The sequence below is a fragment of the Streptomyces sp. NPDC050147 genome, assembly GCF_040660195.1.
In the GTDB taxonomy this organism is placed as follows: Bacteria; Actinomycetota; Actinomycetes; order Streptomycetales; family Streptomycetaceae; genus Streptomyces.
This window is the reverse complement of the sequence record NZ_JBFALJ010000029.1, coordinates 73,943-92,752: the sequence shown is the minus strand read 5'-3', so window position 1 is coordinate 92,752 and position 18,810 is coordinate 73,943. Positions and strand designations below refer to the sequence as shown.

At 68.1% G+C, this 18,810-nt stretch carries 17 protein-coding genes and 2 pseudogenes; 12 read left to right on the top strand and 7 right to left on the bottom strand.

The features are described 5' to 3' along the window. Positions 1-299: 299 nt before the first annotated feature. Positions 300-587, bottom strand: coding sequence for a hypothetical protein (locus AB0I94_RS34490; protein WP_363313679.1), 288 nt, complete (start codon positions 585-587; stop codon positions 300-302). A gap of 220 nt (positions 588-807) precedes the next feature. Next, a complete protein-coding gene (locus AB0I94_RS34485; protein WP_363313678.1) occupies positions 808-2,199 on the bottom strand; it encodes a PLP-dependent transferase in 1,392 nt (463 codons plus the stop codon). Positions 2,200-2,494: 295 nt separating this feature from the next. Between AB0I94_RS34485 and AB0I94_RS34480 the strand changes: the two genes are divergently transcribed. The 5 genes from AB0I94_RS34480 (at position 2,495) to AB0I94_RS34460 (ending at position 7,384) form a co-directional block, all read left to right on the top strand. Next, positions 2,495-3,202, top strand: coding sequence for a tRNA-dependent cyclodipeptide synthase (locus AB0I94_RS34480; RefSeq protein ID WP_363313677.1), 708 nt, complete (start codon positions 2,495-2,497; stop codon positions 3,200-3,202). Beyond that, complete coding sequence (locus AB0I94_RS34475) at positions 3,192-4,376, top strand: cytochrome P450 (protein ID WP_363313676.1); 1,185 nt, start codon at positions 3,192-3,194, stop codon at positions 4,374-4,376. Before AB0I94_RS34480 ends, AB0I94_RS34475 begins: the two co-directional genes overlap by 11 nt. Before the next feature lie 275 nt (positions 4,377-4,651). Beyond that, complete coding sequence (locus AB0I94_RS34470) at positions 4,652-5,776, top strand: hypothetical protein (RefSeq protein ID WP_363313675.1); 1,125 nt, start codon at positions 4,652-4,654, stop codon at positions 5,774-5,776. Between the two features lie 775 nt (positions 5,777-6,551). Then, on the top strand, positions 6,552-6,956 hold the full coding sequence (locus tag AB0I94_RS34465) for a hypothetical protein (RefSeq protein ID WP_363313674.1): 405 nt from the start codon (positions 6,552-6,554) through the stop codon (positions 6,954-6,956). 155 nt (positions 6,957-7,111) lie between these two features. Next, positions 7,112-7,384, top strand: a complete 273-nt coding sequence (locus tag AB0I94_RS34460) for a hypothetical protein (protein ID WP_363313673.1) — start codon at positions 7,112-7,114, stop codon at positions 7,382-7,384. A gap of 725 nt (positions 7,385-8,109) precedes the next feature. Here the strand turns inward: AB0I94_RS34460 and AB0I94_RS34455 are convergent. Further along, a complete protein-coding gene (locus AB0I94_RS34455) occupies positions 8,110-8,997 on the bottom strand; it encodes a helix-turn-helix transcriptional regulator (RefSeq protein WP_363313672.1) in 888 nt (295 codons plus the stop codon). Between the two features lie 218 nt (positions 8,998-9,215). On the opposite strand from AB0I94_RS34455, the gene AB0I94_RS34450 reads away from it, so the two are divergent. From AB0I94_RS34450 to AB0I94_RS34420, 7 genes and pseudogenes are all read left to right on the top strand, one after another. Then, positions 9,216-9,980 carry an SDR family NAD(P)-dependent oxidoreductase gene (locus AB0I94_RS34450; protein ID WP_363313671.1) on the top strand — a complete coding sequence of 255 codons (765 nt, stop codon included), beginning with the start codon at positions 9,216-9,218 and terminating at the stop codon, positions 9,978-9,980. A gap of 94 nt (positions 9,981-10,074) precedes the next feature. After that, positions 10,075-10,920 carry an SDR family oxidoreductase gene (locus AB0I94_RS34445; protein ID WP_363313670.1) on the top strand — a complete coding sequence of 282 codons (846 nt, stop codon included), beginning with the start codon at positions 10,075-10,077 and terminating at the stop codon, positions 10,918-10,920. A 75-nt stretch (positions 10,921-10,995) separates the two neighbouring features. Continuing rightward, positions 10,996-11,154: pseudogene (locus AB0I94_RS34440) on the top strand (YnfA family protein); the annotation flags it as partial. Between the two features lie 44 nt (positions 11,155-11,198). After that, positions 11,199-11,297, top strand: a pseudogene (locus AB0I94_RS34435) (IS5/IS1182 family transposase); the annotation flags it as partial. Between the two features lie 666 nt (positions 11,298-11,963). Beyond that, positions 11,964-12,395, top strand: a complete 432-nt coding sequence (locus tag AB0I94_RS34430; protein ID WP_363313669.1) for a polyprenyl synthetase family protein — start codon at positions 11,964-11,966, stop codon at positions 12,393-12,395. After that, positions 12,392-13,042 carry a polyprenyl synthetase family protein gene (locus AB0I94_RS34425; protein ID WP_363313668.1) on the top strand — a complete coding sequence of 217 codons (651 nt, stop codon included), beginning with the start codon at positions 12,392-12,394 and terminating at the stop codon, positions 13,040-13,042. Before AB0I94_RS34430 ends, AB0I94_RS34425 begins: the two co-directional genes overlap by 4 nt. Then, on the top strand, positions 13,039-13,533 hold the full coding sequence (locus AB0I94_RS34420) for a hypothetical protein (protein ID WP_363313667.1): 495 nt from the start codon (positions 13,039-13,041) through the stop codon (positions 13,531-13,533). The genes AB0I94_RS34425 and AB0I94_RS34420 overlap by 4 nt, the downstream gene beginning before the upstream one ends. Before the next feature lie 8 nt (positions 13,534-13,541). Here the strand turns inward: AB0I94_RS34420 and AB0I94_RS34415 are convergent, their stop codons facing one another. From AB0I94_RS34415 to AB0I94_RS34400, 4 genes are all read right to left on the bottom strand, one after another. Next, complete coding sequence (locus AB0I94_RS34415) at positions 13,542-14,096, bottom strand: helix-turn-helix domain-containing protein (protein WP_363313666.1); 555 nt, start codon at positions 14,094-14,096, stop codon at positions 13,542-13,544. A 503-nt stretch (positions 14,097-14,599) separates the two neighbouring features. Beyond that, positions 14,600-15,631 (bottom strand): helix-turn-helix domain-containing protein, encoded by a 1,032-nt coding sequence (locus tag AB0I94_RS34410; RefSeq protein ID WP_363313665.1) that lies wholly within the window; start codon positions 15,629-15,631, stop codon positions 14,600-14,602. A gap of 807 nt (positions 15,632-16,438) precedes the next feature. Next, positions 16,439-17,482: a glycosyltransferase family 4 protein gene (locus AB0I94_RS34405; protein ID WP_363313664.1), complete on the bottom strand. Its 1,044-nt coding sequence runs from the start codon at positions 17,480-17,482 to the stop codon at positions 16,439-16,441. Positions 17,483-17,605: 123 nt separating this feature from the next. Beyond that, the gene (locus AB0I94_RS34400; protein WP_363313663.1) at positions 17,606-18,652 is read right to left on the bottom strand and encodes a DUF642 domain-containing protein; all 1,047 of its coding nucleotides are present in this window, start codon (positions 18,650-18,652) and stop codon (positions 17,606-17,608) included. Between the last annotated feature and the right edge of the window lie 158 nt (positions 18,653-18,810).

Here is an 18,810-nt window from a genome sequence, read left to right as displayed (position 1 = left end):
CTCGGCACGTCTCGACGACGCTGGCCTGTCTATCCGGTCCCATCCGCCGAAGCGGGCCCACTGTTCAACGCCGGACGGTCCACGGAAGACCACGTGCTGCACGCCCTGCGGACGAATGCCGCCGCGCTGGCTGAGCACCCGGCCCACAGCACCGCGCACCTGTCTGCCGACCGGATCGCCACCCACCTGCTCGGCCACTGGAGCCTGCCCGCGGATGCCGGCATCGATGAGCGCGACGCCGCCGCCCGCGACCGCGGCCCGCGCAGCTTCACTGCGGCCGTCGAGACTGACCGCACCTTCTACCTTGGCGCGCTCACCAGCGTTTCCTCCGCCACCCCTACCGGGGCGAGGGCCAGGGCCCGGACCTGACGCAGTAGCAACGGCGCGATCATGGCGGCCACGATCGCGGCGGCCCCGGCGGCGAGCGTCGCTCGTACCCCGAAGTACGCGCTCGCCGGTTCGGCGGCCAGGTAGCCCAGCGGGACCGGCAGCACTTGGCCGAGCGCCATCACCCCCCGGGAGGAATCCATCGACTTCGTCTGGGAGGCGCAGGACGGGACGATCAGCCACGCGATCGTCGACGACACGGACTACCAGGAGCTCAGCGCCCACGTGGCCGATGCCCGCGCCGCCTGCGCCCTGCCCCTCGCCGAACACCACCCGCTGCTCTGTGCTGCCCTCCCGGACAGCGACGGCGTACTGCGCGCCCGGTGGTGACCCGGTTCGCACGCCGGGCGAGCCAGCAGGCGCTGTGAATCGAAGTTGTCCTGCCAAGCCAGATGCCGCGCTCAGCCACACGATTGTGACTTAGCGCCGTCGCGGCGCCGTCAGTACATCGCGTACGACCTGGGCGAATTGGCCGACCGTCGACCGTGGGCCGGAGCCGGGCACCAGGCGCAGGCCGGCCTCCCGCCAACTGGGCATGGTGGACAACGCCGGGCCGGAGAGACCGAAGGTTCCTTGAACCCCTGCCGGAACACGGCGGTGGGCAGCGGCTCTGGCGACTTGGGACGCTGTCGCTCGGGCCCAGCCAGGGGTGCGGGGGTGGTCGAGCAATACGAGGTAGGCGCTTCCAGGCTGATAACGCACCTCGACGGGCAGGTGGTGCAGGTGTTCAGCGAGGATGCCGAGGTTGCGTTGGTAGCGAGTGAGCCGGGAGCGAAGGGATGCGGTGCTGTCCACGTTCATCCACGCGGCGTCTTCGAGCCGAGCCGGCGCCGCGCGTTGAACTGCTCGGGCCAGCAGCAGATCGGCGACGACCTCCTGCCCCGCCCGAACGATCAGCAAGCCACCGGTGGCGCGCTGGCTGCCGCCGGCTGCCCACTTGGTCAGCGAATGAGCCACCAGGACATCGACACCAGGCGGCGAACCGGTCATCACATCCAGCAGAGGAGTCTGCGCCGCGTCCACCAGCACGGTCAGCGGCCGGGTCACCGTAAGAGCGGACCAGAATCGCTGGGGGGCGAAGCGACGCTGCACGGGAGAGTTGGTGATCGGTTCGAAGAGGACAGCCCCCACCTGTGGGTCAGCGGCGTAGTGGGCGAGTTCCTCTGCGCACTCGGCGGACACGGTCCGGCACACGTCAGGGCCACACTGCCGAAGCAGTGTGAGGGTCTCCAGCCAGCTCTCCTCAGGAATCAGGAGCTTCTGCCCCGCGGCGCGCAGGCGGGCCAGCATCAGAAGTAGTGGGACCCGGACAGCCGCCATTCCGCTGGACATCATCAAGACGGTGCTGCCTGCACCCCCGAGCGCGGCCGCAGCCTGCCGGCCCATCTGCTCAAGGTTCTCATCGAGCGTGTACCCGTCGCATGTGCCTGGGCCCGCCGCATGGCGGCGCATGACGGCGCCGCACGGAGTGTAGATGTCGTCGTCCGGCCCGTAGACGAGCTGGCGTGGATGACGTGCAACGGAACCCTCCACCGCCGGGGCGATCTGGGCTCCGCCGAAGGCAAGGTGCAGGACGCGACCGACGACGCAGACCTCGGCCTCGTCCACCTCAGCGATCTGCCACGGGTCTACAGCGGCATCGGCCTTCCGTCGAAGCGCCGTGATCCCCTCCCGCGCTGCAGCCGCAAGCCCCTCTGTGGACGCATGGTCGATCAGGACACGCAGCCTGTTCATCCGGGCCTGGAGTTCGCCACGCCATTCGGCCAGATCAGATGAATTCACAGTCGCTGAAATAGGCCAGGGAAACGGCATAGCGGCTCATTTCCTCCGGTGTAAGGAGCATGCCATGCTCAGTCCAGACCGCGCTGGAATGCCTGCTGCGCCTTGCTCGCCTTTGCGGCCTGCTTGACTGCCGGGGCGGGAGAGGTACGCCAGTCCGAGGTGTCACCCGGGCAGGTGGTTCGCGCCATGGCGCGTGATCTTTCCGGGCAGTCTGCCTGCGTGGGCACCGGGCACGTCACCTGCGCCGGTCCAGCCCGCATCTGGTCGACGCCGTACAGGGCACAGGATCGGACTGGGCCTCACGGGACAGAGAGGCACAGCCACGTTGAAGACAGCGACTGCACTCTTCCAAGCTCAGCCGTACACGCCGCAGTGCGAAGTGATGGCAAGGGAAGGCGCACACGCGGTGATCGGAGTCTCGTCGGGCAACAGCTACTTTTCCGCACGGCGCGTCACCGATCTTGCCCGCTGGGGTGCGGCCAACTTTGAACAGGTCGATCTGATCTACACCGATCTGTTCGTGGGGGAAATGTTCGAAGCACTCGGTTACCCCCCGGAGGACGCCCGTCGCAAGGCTGTCAAGAACCTGCGCGGGGTGCGGGCGAAGGTCACGGCAGCAGCAAAGGACGCCGACCCCTCCGGCAGCCGTGTACGCGCCCACGCGCTGTCGGCGCTCACCACCATCGCGGCCTACCAGAACATCCACACCAAACTGATCACCCTCCTTGAGGGCGACCCGGAGTTCCGCGCCACGTGCGACTCGCTGGTCGACGCGTTCTTGTCGGCCAAGCTGCTGCACGGCCAGGCGGCGACCCGCCGGCAGCGCGACGTGTGCCTCAAGTACCTGTGCGCCGAAGCACCGCTGTTCCTCGACACCCCCGCAATCCTCAATGTGCCGTCCTCGCTGAACTGTTACCACCAGCTGCTGCCGATGGCCGAGCTGCTGTACGCGCGTGGCCCCGGGCTGCGCGCCTCCCGCAACCAGGGCCACGCCGTCCTCACCCCCGCCGAAGGAGAACCTGATGAACGTTGACACGCTGCTGGCCTTCCCGTTCTCCCCGCGCGGCGACCGCCTCCCGCCCCAGCTCGCCCAGCTGCGGGACGAGCCGGTCAAGCGGGTAAGGACAATCGCCGGGGATCCGGCGTGGCTGGTCTCGTCGTACCGTCTGTGCAGGCAGGTGCTGGAGGATCCGCGCTTCAGCCTCAAGGACACCTCCGCACCCGGGGCACCGAGGCAATACGCGTTGACCATTCCGCCCGAGGTGGTCAACAACATGGGCAACATCACCGGATCCGGACTGCGCAAGGCAGTGCTGAAGGCCATCAGCCCCAGGACACCCGGCCTCGAAGACTGGATGCACACCCACGCCGCTGCCATGCTCGACGGCCTGCTCGCGTACGGCCCGCCCATCGATCTGCGCGGCCGGTTCACCAGCCCCTACGCGGAGCATCTCCACTGCCGCATCCTGGGCATTCCCCAGGCGGACGCGCCCCGCCTGGCCGCCAGTCTCGACATCGCATTCATGAACTCGGCGTGCCCCGTCCCTGGAGCCAAGCTCAACTGGGACCGAGACATCGCCTACATGGTGGAGCGCCTGGACGACCCGCTCACCACCGGCCTGATGAGCGAACTCGCCGCGCTGCGCGGAAAGGAAGAATACGCACATCTCACCGACGAGATGCTGGCCACCGTCGGCGTGACCATGTTCGGCGCCGGCGTCATCAGCACCATGGGCTTCCTGACGATGGCGATCGTCTCTCTCCTTCAAAACCCGCCCGTGTGGCGCCAACTACTCGCCGAACCCGACAAGCTGCCGGCCGCGGTCGATGAGCTGCTGCGTGTCAACCTGTCCATCGGCGACGGGCTGCCCCGCATCGCCACGGAGGACATCCTTCTGGGCGACGTCCAGGTGAAGAAGGGTGAACTGGTCCTCGTCCTGGTCGAGGGCGCCAACACCGACCCGGACGTGTTCCCTCATCCGCACACCGTGGACGTCGACCGGCCCAACGCGGCCGAGCACCTCTCCTTCGGCGGGGGTGGGCACTACTGCCCGGCCACCGCCCTGGGCAAGAAGCACACCGAGATCGCTCTGCGGGTGCTGCTGGAGAAAATGCCCGGCCTGCAACTGGGGGTACCGCTGGACCAACTGGTCTGGCGCACCCGGTTCATGAAGCGGGTACCTGAGCGGCTGCCGGTAGCCTGGTAGCTGTCCGCTAAGCGGTCTACGATCGCCCGGCGCTCCTGCCCGAGATGTGGCTGTATGGGGGCCGTCGGTGAGCGGGGCGATCCGGTGGTCAATCGGGCCAGTAGTTCTGGGTGGTCGGCCAGGATCGGTGTGGGGCGGGCTGTGGGGTGGGGCTGGCGGGGCGGCGAGGGCTGTGATCCCGGGAGCGTTCATCCGATCGGGCCTTGCGGGGGCTGCGGGTCTTTCGATGAACAGCTGGATGGTGCGGGGCGAGTTGGGGTCCGGCGGTGCGTTCGATGAGGTGCAAGGGCGACGTCGATGCCGGCGGAGTCTCCGGCGGCGGTGTTGACGGGGCCGTCCTCGACCCAGCGTTCGGCGACGGGGGCGGCGCCGACGGCGCCGGCTACGCGGGTGGAGGAGGCGGCCTCGGCGTGCAGGCCACATTCCACGGTGCCGCCGGCGGGGGCAGTAGTTACGTCGACGGCCCTGGGGTCAGCAACGGGCGCACCCTGGCCGGCACCGGCGGCCAGGCCGGCGGCAAGGACGATCCCGCCTACGAGACCGGCATCGGCGACGCCAACAACCACGGGCAAGTGGTGCTGCAGTGGACAGAGTTCACACTCACACCGGGCGGGCCGCCCACCGTGGAGCTCACCAAGAACGGTCCTGCCGGATATCCCGGTATCAGTGTCGCCTCGAGCGTTGCCCTGGCACCCGTCACGGTGACGGTGGCCCTGCCCGCCGATCGCAAGCTGCTCTTCGGCACACAAATCCTGGCCGACTACCAGCTGACGCTGCAGAACACCGACGGGACGACCACCGTATACACCGGCGCGCTGTCCGATGACAGCACCTCCCTCACCTTCACCGACATCGACCTGCACCTGCCCGGCACAACGACGATGTGGGTGGCCGTCAGCGCCACGCACGACTCCCCGGCCGGACCCACCGAGCTGACCTACACCGTCGCGGGCAAGACGTCCGCCTCCACACCGATCGTCGTCAAACCGGCGTACACCGTCTCACCAGGCGGCGCCGCGGTGACCGTCGGGCGCGGCGGGTCGCCCCGATATCCCGGAGTGGAGGTCCGCAACAACGGATCCCGCGGCATCCCTCCGCAGAACGTCACCGTGACGCTCCCGCTGGATTCAGGGCTGCGCTTTGGCACGCCGAGCCTTCCCGACCTGCAACTGACCATCCTGGACAGCAACGGACGTTCCGCCGTATCCGTGGGCACACTCTCCGCCGACGGTCGCACCCTGGCCTTCACCGGCGTCGACCTGGCCGCCGGTGACCCTGGGGCGGTGTCCGTCATGTGGGTCTGCGTCAGCGCCGCAGAGGATGCCCGCACTGGCCCAACGGCGGTCGCCTTCACCGTCGGCGACCAGGCCTCCGCCTCCACCACGATCAACGTCACCTGACGACAGGGTGCCTCTCCTCCACCATGCCTGAGGAGAGGCACTCCGTCTGGACACGCAGGCCGCTGACCCCGGCCTGCCAAACGTCCGGCGCATCTGGTGCCCACTGCGAGTCCGGCCGCGGGCGGACAGTAGCGCCTGTGCCCCTCTCTCTCGCACTTTGAAGAGGTCGTCGAACCGGTCCGCGTACTCCTCCAACGGCCCCGGTGCAGGCGGACACGGGCGGCGAGCAGTCATCTCCAGCTCCCACCAGAGCAGTTGACTCCTACTACCGGCCTACGGCCAACCTGCACCGCCCTCAACGCATACGACCGCCGGATTCAACGAACTACCGGTAGGGACAGTGAGGCGCGCCCACACTAACCGTCACATAGAGCACTTACCTGGAGCAACGATGTTGACCCAAGGCATTGAGATGCCCGGGCCCGACGCCTGATGGTCGGTGCCAAGCTGCGGGCGGCCACCTCCGTGCCTCGAAAGTGAGCAGGCAGCCGTCCAGATGGGAGGGTCCGGCCCTTGGTGCCGACCTGGTTCTCGAAGTGGCGGGAGAAGGCTTCCTTACGCCACTGGGAAGCAGAGGCCAGGCAGGGTGGACGGGACCGCACCCGTGCCGCTGAACGTCTCGGTTCACGAGGCAGGCCGTGTTGTCCGGGACGGACAGTACGACCACGGGAGTGATCATCACTCCGGCCGTCTTCAGTGGGTGGCCTGAGCCGCCGATGAGGGATCTGAGCCCATGACTGTTCCGGGCCGAACTCCCTATCAGCAAAGAGGAACAATGACTGCCAATGCACGCCGCACCGTGAGTGTCGCGGCCCCGTTCGTTCTGGCCCTGGCCGCCCTGACCGCGCCGGCGCATGCTGCCCCTGAGCCACGCCACAGCGGGCCGAACTGCCAGGCCATCGACTCCTTCGCCCCCAACAAGAACGAGGAGCACACCGTCGCCCTCTCCGACGGCCACGCCTACGCGGGCGCCTGGGACAAGAAGGCCAAGAACATCAGGTGGCAGGAACTGTCCGACAACAAGGGCTACCCCGCACGCGCCTGCGACATCACCCTCAGCGAGCAGGGAAACAACGTCTGGATCAAGGCCATCACCACCGATGGCAAGGTGTACGAGACCTCATGCATCAGCCCGGGCATGAAGCTGATCTGCAACAAGCCCTGGACCCGCCTCCACTGAGAAGCTCGCCCCCTCCGGTAGCGTCGCCGGTCAGTGGCCTCAACTGACCGGCACTCAGCTGGCGGCGGGGCATTTGTCGCGCAGCAGTTCATCGTTGATGCGAGACAGCAGCTGGGTGTCAGGCTGCGACCGGGCCCCGTGCCTCCACCTCCCCGATGACCTCGGGCAGTGAGCAGGCACGGATGCTCCGCAGCACCAGCCGATGGCTCCTCCGACGGCACACCCCCGTCACCGCCGCACGCGCTACGGCCTGGAAGAACGCCGACCATTCCGGCGACTGGACACCGGTAGAGCGGCACTTGCGCGACGGACACACCCAGACCTGGTGGGCCGCCGACGCCCGCCTGGGCGGATATGGCCCCCACTCACCCTGCCGACTGGTCGTGGCCACCACCGATGCAGCCACCCTGCCGGAGAAGGCCACCTGATACCTGGCCTCCAACCTGCCCCACCCCGACGCACCCACGCCGCCGCCGGCTCGCACCCGCCGGCCGACCTCACCGAAATCGTCCGCCTCTACGGCCTGCGGCCCTGAACCGAGCAGAGCTACAAGCAGGTCAAAGACGAACTCGGCTGGGCCGACTTCCAGGTCGCTCCGACCGCGCCATCCGCCGCCACCGGGCCCTGGTCACCTGCGCGTTCTCCATCTGCTGGGACCAGTGGTTCGCCCCACCCGGCCCCGTGGATGCCACCGAGCCGGACCCGTGTCCCAGCGAGCGGCCAGAGAGGGGGCCCGCCCCCGTCCCACCAGCACCAACAGCCCTGCTGGCCCAGGGCCTTACGGGCGATCCGTTCCTGGCTCGCCCCCGCCGTCACCCTCACCCATTGGTGGCGAGCGTGGACGGACAAGGAACCGCCCTCCGAGCTCCAGGCCCTGACCGAGGTGGTCACCACCGGACACGGCATCGACCTCTACCGCCGGATTTAACGAACTACCGGTAACCGAGCACATCAACCGGTTCGGCGAGTACAGAACGCACGCGCTCGGCATGCAGCCCGAGGCGTGCGACCCGAGGTTGGATAAGATTTCACGCAACTTCGGCCCCGAACAGTGCGGGATTCGGCCGGGTCGCCTGACCGGTCGTAGGGGCGCTGTGAAGCGTTCCCGGCCGGACAACGCCCGGCACGCTCGTGTTGCGGGAGGACGCGGGCGTCAGCCTGCCGGCTTGTGAGTCTCTTCGGGAGACTGCGGCCGGGAGGCGGAAGTGCCGGTCCAGCTGGCGAGGAGCCTCAGGGCTTCGGCTGAGGGGGACGCGGGTTCGGGGGTGTAGAGGGTGAGGGTCTGTTCGGGGTCGCCTTCGACGGCCAGGACCAGGTAGTCGAGGGTGAGGTCGCCGACGAGCGGGTGGTGAAGGCGTTTGGTTCCGGTGCTGTGGGCGATGACGTCGTGGTCCGCCCACATGCGGCGGAAGACGTCGCTGTGCAGGGAGAGCTCTCCGATCAGCTCGGTGAGCTGCGGGTCGTCGGGGTGACGTCCGGCGTACAGGCGCAGCATGGCCAGGCAGTCGCCGGCGACCCGTTCCCAGTCGGCGTACAGCGTGCGGGCGGCTTCGTCGAGGAAGACGAAGCGGGCGAAGTTGCGTTCGCGGCGGGGCCGGGCTTCGAAATCGGTGTAGAGGGCGTAGGCGAGCTTGTTGGCGGCCAGGACATCCGTGCGTCGCCCTTGGACCACGGCGGGGACGCTGAGAGAGTCCAGGGTCCGGTAGAGGACCGGGTGGACCCGTTGGGGGGCGAGGGGTCGCTTGCGGCGGGTCCGGGCGGTGGTGGGCTGGGCGAGGTCGAAGAGGTGGGCGCGTTCGGCCTCGTCCAGTTGCAGGGCGCGGGAGACGGCCTCCAGGACAGATTCGGAGACGCCCTGCGTGCGGCCTCGCTCCAGGCGGATGTAGTAGTCGACGCTGACGCCGGCGAGCTGGGCGACTTCCTCGCGGCGCAGTCCCGGTACGCGGCGGGGGCCGCGGTGCGGGGTGAGGCCGGCCTGGTCGGGGGTGATCCGGGCCCGGCGGGTGCGCAGGAACTCACGGATCTCGCTGCTGCGGTCCATGTGCCCACGGTACGGCCGTAACCAGCAGGTCAGCTTGTCGTAGGGGGTACTGCCAGACCCCCGGAAGAGCGGTGCCCTTTACGACGGCCCACTGGGCGTTCCCGGGTGGTTGCCTGGATAACGGGCCCGGTACACGGCACTGATCATTCGAGAAGTACGCACAGAGCTCGTCATCGCCGCCGCCTGCCCTTACGCCGTACATCTAGAGAGGACCACTTATGGCTTCGCAACTGACTGGCACCGTCGTACTCGTCACCGGCGCGAGCAGCGGTATCGGTGCCGCAACCGCCCGCCGGCTTGCCGAGCGCGGGGCCTCGGTGGCGCTCGTGGCCCGCCGCAAGGACCGCCTGGAAGTTCTTGCCGCTGAGATCGAGCAGGCGGGCGGCACCGCGCTGGTGGTGGCTGAGGACATCACCGACCGCCTCCAGGCCGAGGCCGCCGTACAGCAGGTCATCGAGCGGTACGGACGGCTGGACATCCTGGTCAACAATGCCGGTCTGATGCTCCTGGGTCCCGTCGTCGGCGCGGACCCTGAGGAGTGGGACCGCATGATCGCCGTCAACGTTCAGGGCCTGCTCTACACCACCCGCGCCGCCCTGCCCCACCTGCTGAAGGCTGCCGAACAGGACCCGCGTCAGGTAGCCGACGTCGTCAACATCGGCTCGTACGCCGGCCGGGTGGCGAGCAAGGGCTTCGGCGTCTACAACGTCACCAAGTTCGGCGTGCACGCCTTCACCGAGTCCCTGCGCCAGGAAGTCACCCAGCGCCACGTGCGCGTCGGTGTCCTGGAGCCGGGCGCCGTGGAGAGCGAACTGGGCACGCACAACAAGCCCGAGGTCCGCGGCGAAATGATCGACCCCTTCTTCGAGGGGACCGAGGTCCTCGCTGCCGAGGACATTGCCGACGGCGTCGCCTACATGGTCACCCGTCCCCGCCACGCCACCGTCGGCGAGCTGTGGATCATGCCCACCGAACAAGCTTGAGCACGTCCATCACCGGGCCTCCCTGGTCGGCGCAGCACGGAACCACCCCACCCCCCACCGGGTGCCGCATCCGGTGCCTGAAAGGAAATTCCTCATGAGCAAGGTCATCTTCGTCACCGGTGCCGGACGCGGTCTGGGCACCGACATCGCCCGCCAAGCCCTCGCAGTCGGCCACCAGGTCGTCGCCACCGGCCGCCGCCCCCAGGAGGTCGAGAAGACCCTGGGCGGCCCGCAGGACAACCTACTCGCCACCAAACTGGACGTCACCAGCCTGGACGACGCCCACGCAGCCGCACAGGCCGCCGTCGACCGCTTCGGCCACATCGACGTCCTGATCAACAACGCCGGAAACTTCTACGCAGGCTTCTTCGAGGAGATCTCTCCGGAGCACATGCACCGGCAGGTCGAGACCAACCTCTACGGGCCCATGAACGTCACCCGCGCCGTCCTGCCTGTCATGCGCCGTCAGCGCGACGGCCACATCATCACCCTCTCCTCGATCGCCGGCCTGGTCGGCGCTGAGTTCAACGCCGCCTACGCCGCCTCCAAGTTCGGCGTCGAGGGCTGGATGGAGGCCCTGCACCACGACATCGCCCCGTACAACATCCGCACCACCATCGTGGAGCCCGGCTTCTTCCGCACCGAACTGCTCGTGGACGCCTCCACCACCTGGCCCGAACCGACCATCGACGACTACGCCGAGCGCACCACCGCCACCGTCGAAGCCTGGAAGAGCATCAACGGGCAGCAGCCCGGCGACCCCACCAAGCTCGCCCACGCTCTACTGACCATCGCCGACCACAACGAGCCGCCGCAGCGCTTCCTCGCCGGCGCCGACGCCATCGAAGGCGCCACGGCCAAGGCCAAGGAACTCCTCACCCAGGCCGAAGCCTCCCGAGAACTGGGCGGCGATCTCGGCCACGACGACATCAACGGGTAGCCCGCGGCCCGTCCTGCTCGCCCTCTTCGAACCGGCTGCGCATCTATGGGGTCATCGCCAAGCTGGCAGAACGACGGTCGTCTACTGGCCGCGTATGGCGGGAACTTCGTCGCGGGGTCGATCGCCTGGGGCATGTTCGCCGACGGCTACCGCCCCGACCGCTGTGATGTCATCGGCGCGCTGACCTGCCTAGCTGGGCTGGCTGTGATCATGTACTCGCCCCGCAGCCACTGATGCCTCTCACTGTGTTCCGCCATCTCATCACCGACCGGGACGCAGCCCGCGAAGTCCTCTTCCGCCTCCACCTCATGCACCCCGAAATCGCCACCGTCTGGGCCGACTTCACCTATGCAGGCGCCCTGGTGACCTGGGCGAAGACCCGTCTCGGATCCGGAGTCTGCGGCGGCTCGCCAGGCGCTCGGCCGGTCCCAGGGCGGGGCTGAACCCAGGTCCGTCAGAGAAAAGCCCCTGCCAGTCGCCGCGGCAAGTGGAGTCAGCCCTTACGGGATTTCCTCCCTTTCCCCGCCTCGCCGCGGCCTCCGAATTGACGACCGACGTGAGGAGGGAGTGTAGGACCGAACCTTCACCATTGGAGCCGGACTCTCCCATGAGGACAGAAAAGAGTGGAGTGGCCAGCGCGGTGAAGCCGGAAAGAAGGTCGAAGAGGCCCATGTCCGCTGCCGCGGCCGCGCGGGCCTGGGGGCCCGCGTGAGCCTTGCGAGTCATTGCCAAGCACACCCTGGCAAGGGCGAGGCCCTGACCAAAGCCCGCCACGCCGGGCGCACAGGGCGCAGAAGCCCGCTATGGGCATATGCAGATTGGTTCTGGATGCGCCACGTCGATCCGTGCGCCCCCTGACCATGAGTGTTTCGTTCCCTCCCGCGGCAACCAGGAGAGAGCCAGACCGGCCTGGAGCATGCGCGCCTTCACGCATGCGCACGCATCAACGCTGGCCCGGCTGCCGCTGGTTCTGATCCGCGGTCGGTCCTGGCCTTCCGATTCAGGCGATGGCTCCGGGCGTCGCCGGGAAGGGAGGCGTTCCTGTGGCTGCCCCGCCGCTTCCTGCTGCGCCGGTCGACTTGGTGGTCATCCGCGCCGAAGTCGAGTCGGTCCTCGCCGCCTTCGTCGAGCGCAAGGCCACACCGGCTGTCACGTACCAGATGCCGACCGAGATCACTGAGGTCCTGAAGGGCTTGTTGTTCGCTGGTGGCAAGCGTCTGCGCCCCGTGCTGTGTGTGGCCGGCTGGTACGCCGCCAGCGGGCACGGTGACATCGTCCCGGTCCTCAAAGCCGCCGCATCGCTGGGGATGTTCCACACCTTCACGCTTATCCACGACGATGTCATGGACGACAGCACCACCCGCCGAGGGCGCGGCCCGCTGGCCATGAAGCACTGGCAGCCCATCATGCCGGGCACCCCCATGCTCCACGGCTGGGCGTCAACGGGGCCATTCTCCTCGGAGACCTGGCCTTGACCTGGTCCGACGAGCTGCTCCACACAGCCGGTCTCACCACCTCCCAGCTCGCCGCGGCCCAGGCGGTGGTGGACACCATGCGCACGGAACTCATGCTCGGCCAGTACCTCGACCTGACGGCCTCAGGCCGTCCCGGTCCCGATGTCGACGGCGCCTTGCGCATCGCGCGGCTCAAGAGCGGCAAGTACACCGTGGAGCGGTCCCTGCACCTGGGCGCCGCACTGGCAGGCGCCGACAAGGACCTGCTGGCGGTTCTCAGCACCTTTGCCGTACCGCTCGGTGAAGCCTTCCAACTCCGTGACGACCTGCTGGGCGTCTTCGGGGATCCGGCCGTGACCGGCAAAACCGTTCTGGACGACTTGCGCGATGGCAAAGCCACCGCTCTGGTTGCCCTCGCCCTGACGCGAGCCGACCGAGTCCAGCGAGGCCTGCTGCCCACTCTGATCGGCGCAGCTGACCTGGACGAGGACGGAGCAGCCCGCGTTCGCGAAGTCCTGAACGTCACCGGAGCCCGCGAGTCAGTCGAAAAGATAATCAACGTGCGCTGCACCCAGGGCCGGCAGGCCCTCGCACGCAGCGCTCTGCCAGCCCCCATAACCACTGCACTGTCTCAATTCGCCGACTCCGTCACCGTGAGGACCTCATGACCACGCTGCCCGAGTTGTCCGGCACCCTGCCGCTGCCTGACCTGCAGTTCCCTGTCTCGAGCATGGTCCATCCGGACGCGGACCGCATCGAGGGCCATCTCACCCGGTGGGCCACCGACCTGCACCTGCTGAGCGATGAAGCCGCCGCGCGGCGCTTCGCCCGCGCGCAATTCGGCCGCTTCGCCGCCTACTGCCATCCACATGCCGCCAACCTGGAAACGGCCGCCGCGTGGAATGCCCTGATGTGGTTCATCGACGATGTCATCGATGAACAGCAAGGCAGCGACGAGGCGATGCTCGACCTCGCACATGATCTGAACGTCTCGGGCCGCTACAGCTTCACCGCCTCCACTCCGGCCGGCGGCCGTCTGCGGCTGCTGCGCGACCCGGACGACGACGAGGACGGACCGGCCGCCCGAAGCCGCCAGCAAGTCCGCTGCACTGCGAAAACACGGCTCAGGTTCGAAGGCCGTTCAACACCGGGAGGATGAACGACAAGCTAAGGGGTGGTGAGGAGCAGTGCGATTTCAGCGCGTAGGCGGTGGAGGGGCTGGGTGAGGTCGAGGCCAGTGAGGTGGCGGATCCGGCGGAGTCGGTGGTCGAGCGTGTGGCGATGGATGAAGAGGCTGCGTGCCGTGGCGGCTGTGGACATGCCGTGGTGCAGGTAGGCCTTGAGAGTGGTCAGCAGGTGGGCGTTTCGGGGGTCGCTGTGGAGGGCGCCCAGGCTGCGATGCAGGAAGTCCTCGTTGCCTTCGTTGGTTTGCTCCAGGAAGCGGACGAGTGGCAGAACGTCGCGGGCGTCGAGAGGGGTGTGGCCGTAGAGGTGGGCGAGGACGGCTGTTTGGCAGGCACGGTCGGCCGCAGTATCGAGGCCTTCTGCCTCCTCGATGGCTACGGTCGCGCACGGGCCGACAACCCGGTCGCAGACCGGGTTGTCGGCGCTGAACAGCAGGATTCGCTCGCCGAGTTCACCGACGAGGGCACGGGGGTTGTCTTGGCGTAGCACCGCCGCTTCGACCGCTCGTTGCGGGATGTCGAGGGGTGTGGTGGCCATACACCAGCGCAGCGGTTGGGCGACGTGGGCCGGCAGCGGTAGTGGGGCCGCTTTCGGGTGTGCGTGCCCCGAGTAGAGGAGGGCCCGAAGTGTCGTGCTGGGGTGGGTGTCGGTTGCCGAAGGATGGAAGCAGAGGTGGTCAGTGGCGGGGCCGGGGGGCATGGGCGTTTCTGTGTTTCCTCCCTCGGGCCGGCCTGCGCGGGGAGGCGTCGCACACTGCTGCCTTGGGCTGCCTGCGGGAGGCGTCGTGGTGAGGGGGGTAGGCGTTTGATGCGGCACGCGGCGAGGGGACATGGGCGCCTTCCGATTCTGTGGGTGACGTACCGGAATCAGTGGAGTACCCTCCCGTCAACCAATACGGGGTTGACCTGCTTTGGGGCGGTATAGCAGGTAGCGTAGTGAACGTTCGATGGGGTGTTCCAGGGGCCGTTCGAGTGTGCGCGTATCACGATTTCGTGTTCGTAAGACGATCGGGGCTGCTCGTTCCGGCCGGGCGATTCGGGTCAGTGGCTCGCACCACGTCGGCGGGGCGTGGACCAGCAGTCTGCGTTGCCCAGGAGCAAGGCCATCTCGGCGCGCATCCGATCGAATGGGGTGTCCAGGTCGAGGCTGGTGATGGCGGTGATGGCCCGCAGACGGTAGGCCAGCGTGTGGCGGTGGATGTAGAGGCTGCGGGCGGCCGCCGCAGTGCACTGGTTGTGCGCCAGGTAGACGGCGAGCGTCTGTAGGAGGTGGCGGTTGCCCTCCGCGGTGTGGAGCGCGCCCAGGCAGCGCACGGTATAAGCCTCTCGCTCGGCTGCGGGCAGGTCCACTGCGGCGAGCAGGGGTGTGGCGTCTTCTTCTTTCACATCGGTGCCGTAGTACCGGGCGATCACGGCGGCGAGGGCGGCGCGACGGGCGGCGCGCGTGGTGTCGCCGTTGACGACCGGTACCAGTCCGTGCGGTCCCAGAACAGCGGTGTTGGTTGGGGGACGTGTGGTGAAGACGGTCATGTGGACGCCGGCGACGGCGATGAGCGCGTCGGGGTTGGCCGTTCGGAAGGCACGTAGTGCCTCTCTGATGTCGCCGTCGGCGAAGGATGTGGCCAGGCACCAGCGGGCCGTTTGCGAGGAGGGGCGGTGGGGTGTGGAGGACGAGGGGGTGTGGCTGCCGACGGACGGGTGTGGGCGTACGAAGGCGGGGTCCCGTTCGGCGGCCGCCATCACCTGCGTAAGGATCCTCATCAGGTGTGCCGCGTCGGTCGCTGGGGAGTTCCGACCGGCTCTGTGTGGTGCGGCGGGATCGCCGACAGTGCTCAAGAGGGCGGCTGCGTACGCGTGTTGCAGGCACATCGCGTCTGCACGGGAGAGGCCCGCGGAGGCGTGTGCGGCGAATCTCCGGGTGAACGCCTGCGCGATCTCGGCGGCGGGGAGGTCGTGTGCCAGCGTCTCCAGCCACACCGTCAGGTCAGCGGTGATCAACCGCGTCGCCAGGGGAGAGTCCTGTACGGCGGCGGGCAGGGGGCCGCACAGCACTTGCTGCGCCAGCGCGTTCACGGCGACGTTGTGGAGAGCGCTGCGCGGTCGAGCGGATGAGGGTCGTGCGGGGGAGGACGGGGAAAGGGGGACGGCATCATGACACTTCTGTGAGTTCACGACGTACTTCTCCTGTTTCCGTGGTCAGTCGGCCGGGGGTGTTCGCCCGTCGGCCGCCGTTGCCAGCCTGGTGGGCATGAGCAGCGGAAACAATGGACACAGTGGACCGGAAATTCGAGGTGTGAGCGGCGGCTGTACGCCACTGTGTCCACATCTGCTCGTGCCCATCCCTGATCGTGTCGTCGCGTGTGTGAGAGGCGGCCGGAGCGGGAAGTGCATGCCGGATCAGCTCTGTCGTGCCCCGGGGGTCGGCTTGGCGGCTGGCGTGTGCGTCCTGCGGTTGGCCGGGTGACGCGGAGTTCACCTGCGCCGGTACAGCAGCCGGTCCATGAGCAGCAGGCGTGTGACGGCGGTAGACAGGTGAGTGGGAGATGGGGTTGAGGTGGGGGGAATGACGATCACAGGTGACTTCGGCGGATTTCCGGAGTCCTGGCTGGAGCGTTGCCCCTTCTGCTCAGGTGCCAGTCATATACGCGTCCATCTCAGCCACCTCGCAGCCCGCGAGTGTGTGCCGCAACCGGCAGTGCGAGGCCTTCGCCCCAGTGCGCCGGCTCGACCATCCGGGCCGCTCCTCCCGCAGCAGCTCGTCGCCTGCTGTCCGCTCCCGTCCTGCCTGAACGCCCGACTTCGTCTGCGGCGCCGCCCGTGCGCTGCTGTCGGCCACCGGCCGGCGCGCAGGAAGCGTCTGGCCCTGTTGTGCGGATCGGATCAGCGGGGCAGGGACTCGATCGCGTCGCACCACGCATCGAGGTCGGTGGTGGTGGACAGGGCCCTGGAGCGGGCCTTGGCCCGGTGGGAGGCCTGGCGCCAGTTGCGCGGGGTCTGCAGGTGTTTGAGTGCGTGGATCCAGGCGCTGAGGTCGTCGCGGTAGGCGAAGATGCCCGCTTCGCCGAGGGATTCGACCAGGCCGGGGGTGGGATGGGCGATGACGGGGATGCCGGAGGCGAAGGCTTCCACGGCGACCCGGCCCCAGGACTCGTAGATGCTGGGCATCAGCACCACGCGGGTGCGGGCGTATACGTGGTGGCGCATCTGATGGCCGGGCACGCCGTCGATGACCTCGCCATTGGCCAGCGGCGTGGGCGGTTCGAGCTGCTGGCCGTAGGCACCCCGCACCCCCAGGAAGTGCCATGTGGGCGACCAGGCGGCGACCTGCCAGAACAGCTCACCCCCCTTGTCGGGGTTCAGGTTGACCAGGGTCGCGCTGTTGCCGGGGGTGGTGGCGTAGTCGGCCGCGGTCACCGGGGGCCGTACGACGAGGGAGTGCTGCGGCAGCAGAGCGTGCGGGTAGCGGGCGAAGTGGACTTCTCCCTCGCGCCTGATCCATTCGCTGTTGTAGACGACGAGGTCGGCGCCGGCCGCGTTGTGGAAGGTGGCGGCGAAGTTGTCGTGGCAGATCACGACGGTCGGGATGGCATGGGTACGGGCAAGGCCCGCGACGATGGGGACGTTCTCGTAGTGGGACAGCAGGATGTCCGCCTTCTGCGCGGCGGCGGCGAACCCCGTGCCCTCCTGGAATGGAACGACGCGGACGCCCTCGAAGTCGTACGCCTTCTTGATCTTGCCTGGGTGGGACAGCCAGATCGTCACCCGGTGCCCGCGATCGGCCAGCGGCTTGAGCATGGAGTGCAGCATCCACTCCGAGCCCGCGTTGTGTGCAGGGGGGTAGCCGAACACGCGGCCCACCAGGGACAGACTGCGCGGCGTGGCCGACGGGCGGGACGGGCGCGGGGAATGGCGTGAGCGGAACATGGTGGCACTCCGTTCCTGGTGCGGGCGGGCACACGACGCGGCGGCGTTCGTCGCGGCCGGTACGGATGGGTCCTCCCGCCACGCTCGCGCGCGGCAGGAGGACCCCGGGGGTTGTCGGTTGGCTCAGCTGGTGACGTGGATCGTCGAGGACGGTCCGCTCTGGCCGCCGACCTGGAAGGTCAGGGACGTGTCGCCGGGCGCGGCGTTACTGTCGGCGGTGACCGGCAGGAACAGGGTCGCGCTGGTTCCCTTGCCGGTCAGGCGCAGGTCCACCTTGTCGAAGGTCAGGGTCTGCCCGTCCGCGGACGGGGTTCCCGTGTGTGAGGTGTTCCCATTGCCGGTCATGACCGTCAGGCTGGGCGTGCCGAAGCGCAGGCCGCGGCCGCCGGGCAGGGTCACCTTGACGGTCTGTGCGGCGGTGTGGTCTCCCGTGGCGGTCACGTGCACCCCCGGGTACGCAGGGTCCTTGCCGCGCTTGACGGTCACGTCGCCGCCGGGCGCCAGGGAGACGGGTGCCGAGTCCTCGGTGACGACGACGCCGGTGACGTCCGCGCCGGTCCACCACTCCCACTTGTTGTTCCCGTTGGCGGGCCCCGTCCAGTCCGTCAGACGGATGGTGGTCTCCTCGGACTCGGCCTTGAACTGCAGACGGTACTGTTTCCAGCCCGGCTCGTTGTTGTGGTTGTTCGCCTGCTTGCCGCCCTTCGGCGCCTCGAACTGCTTGAGCTTGATCGCCTGCTGGGTGTCGGCGTTGATGGCGCTGATCTGGGCGGCCACCTTGGCGAATCCGGTGCCGCTGAACATGTCGTAGCCGAGCCAGAACGACACCGTGTACGAGCTTCCCGGTGTGGTCTTGATGTCCTGCTCGACGTAGCCCTGCGAGCCGAAACCGTTGAGGTCGACGACACAGGCCTCACGCGGCGCCTTGGGCGGCAGGGTGAAGGAGGAGTACCTCCGGCGGTAGAGACTGACCGGGTGGTTGGCCGAGCCGGCAGCCACCCCGGTCCGCCACTTGTTCAGCTTGGTGCCGCGGTCCGGCGCGAAGTCGACGTAGTCCATGTTGCCGTTCTCGGTCCAGCCCGCCGTCGCCTCCCAGTCCTGGAACCAGGGGTCCTGCACGAGACCTTCCTGTGCTGTCTCGGCCGGGGTTTGTGAAGTGCTGTCCTGCATGGCATTGCTCCTTTCAAGCAATGGATTGTCGCTTCGAATATGCCCAGGCCGGTAAGCGTGCAGAAGCCCTCCGTGTCATCGTTGTCCACTATGGAGTAAGCCGGTTTCCGGGCGCGAAAAAGCGTCACGCAAGCATCGAAGCAAAGCGAAGTTCCACT

Excerpts from the sequence above, each read along its gene's own strand:
- AB0I94_RS34405 (WP_363313664.1), bottom strand. The coding sequence starts at position 17,482 with ATGTTCCGCTCACGCCATTCCCCGCGCCCGTCCCGCCCGTCGGCCACG.
- AB0I94_RS34485 (WP_363313678.1), bottom strand. The coding sequence starts at position 2,199 with ATGCCGTTTCCCTGGCCTATTTCAGCGACTGTGAATTCATCTGATCTG.
- AB0I94_RS34445 (WP_363313670.1), top strand. The coding sequence starts at position 10,075 with ATGAGCAAGGTCATCTTCGTCACCGGTGCCGGACGCGGTCTGGGCACC.
- AB0I94_RS34400 (WP_363313663.1), bottom strand. The coding sequence starts at position 18,652 with ATGCAGGACAGCACTTCACAAACCCCGGCCGAGACAGCACAGGAAGGT.
- AB0I94_RS34420 (WP_363313667.1), top strand. The coding sequence starts at position 13,039 with ATGACCACGCTGCCCGAGTTGTCCGGCACCCTGCCGCTGCCTGACCTG.
- AB0I94_RS34455 (WP_363313672.1), bottom strand. The coding sequence starts at position 8,997 with ATGGACCGCAGCAGCGAGATCCGTGAGTTCCTGCGCACCCGCCGGGCC.
- AB0I94_RS34465 (WP_363313674.1), top strand. The coding sequence starts at position 6,552 with ATGACTGCCAATGCACGCCGCACCGTGAGTGTCGCGGCCCCGTTCGTT.
- AB0I94_RS34460 (WP_363313673.1), top strand. The coding sequence starts at position 7,112 with ATGACCTCGGGCAGTGAGCAGGCACGGATGCTCCGCAGCACCAGCCGA.
- AB0I94_RS34470 (WP_363313675.1), top strand. The coding sequence starts at position 4,652 with ATGAGGTGCAAGGGCGACGTCGATGCCGGCGGAGTCTCCGGCGGCGGT.
- AB0I94_RS34475 (WP_363313676.1), top strand. The coding sequence starts at position 3,192 with ATGAACGTTGACACGCTGCTGGCCTTCCCGTTCTCCCCGCGCGGCGAC.
- AB0I94_RS34450 (WP_363313671.1), top strand. The coding sequence starts at position 9,216 with ATGGCTTCGCAACTGACTGGCACCGTCGTACTCGTCACCGGCGCGAGC.
- AB0I94_RS34415 (WP_363313666.1), bottom strand. The coding sequence starts at position 14,096 with ATGGCCACCACACCCCTCGACATCCCGCAACGAGCGGTCGAAGCGGCG.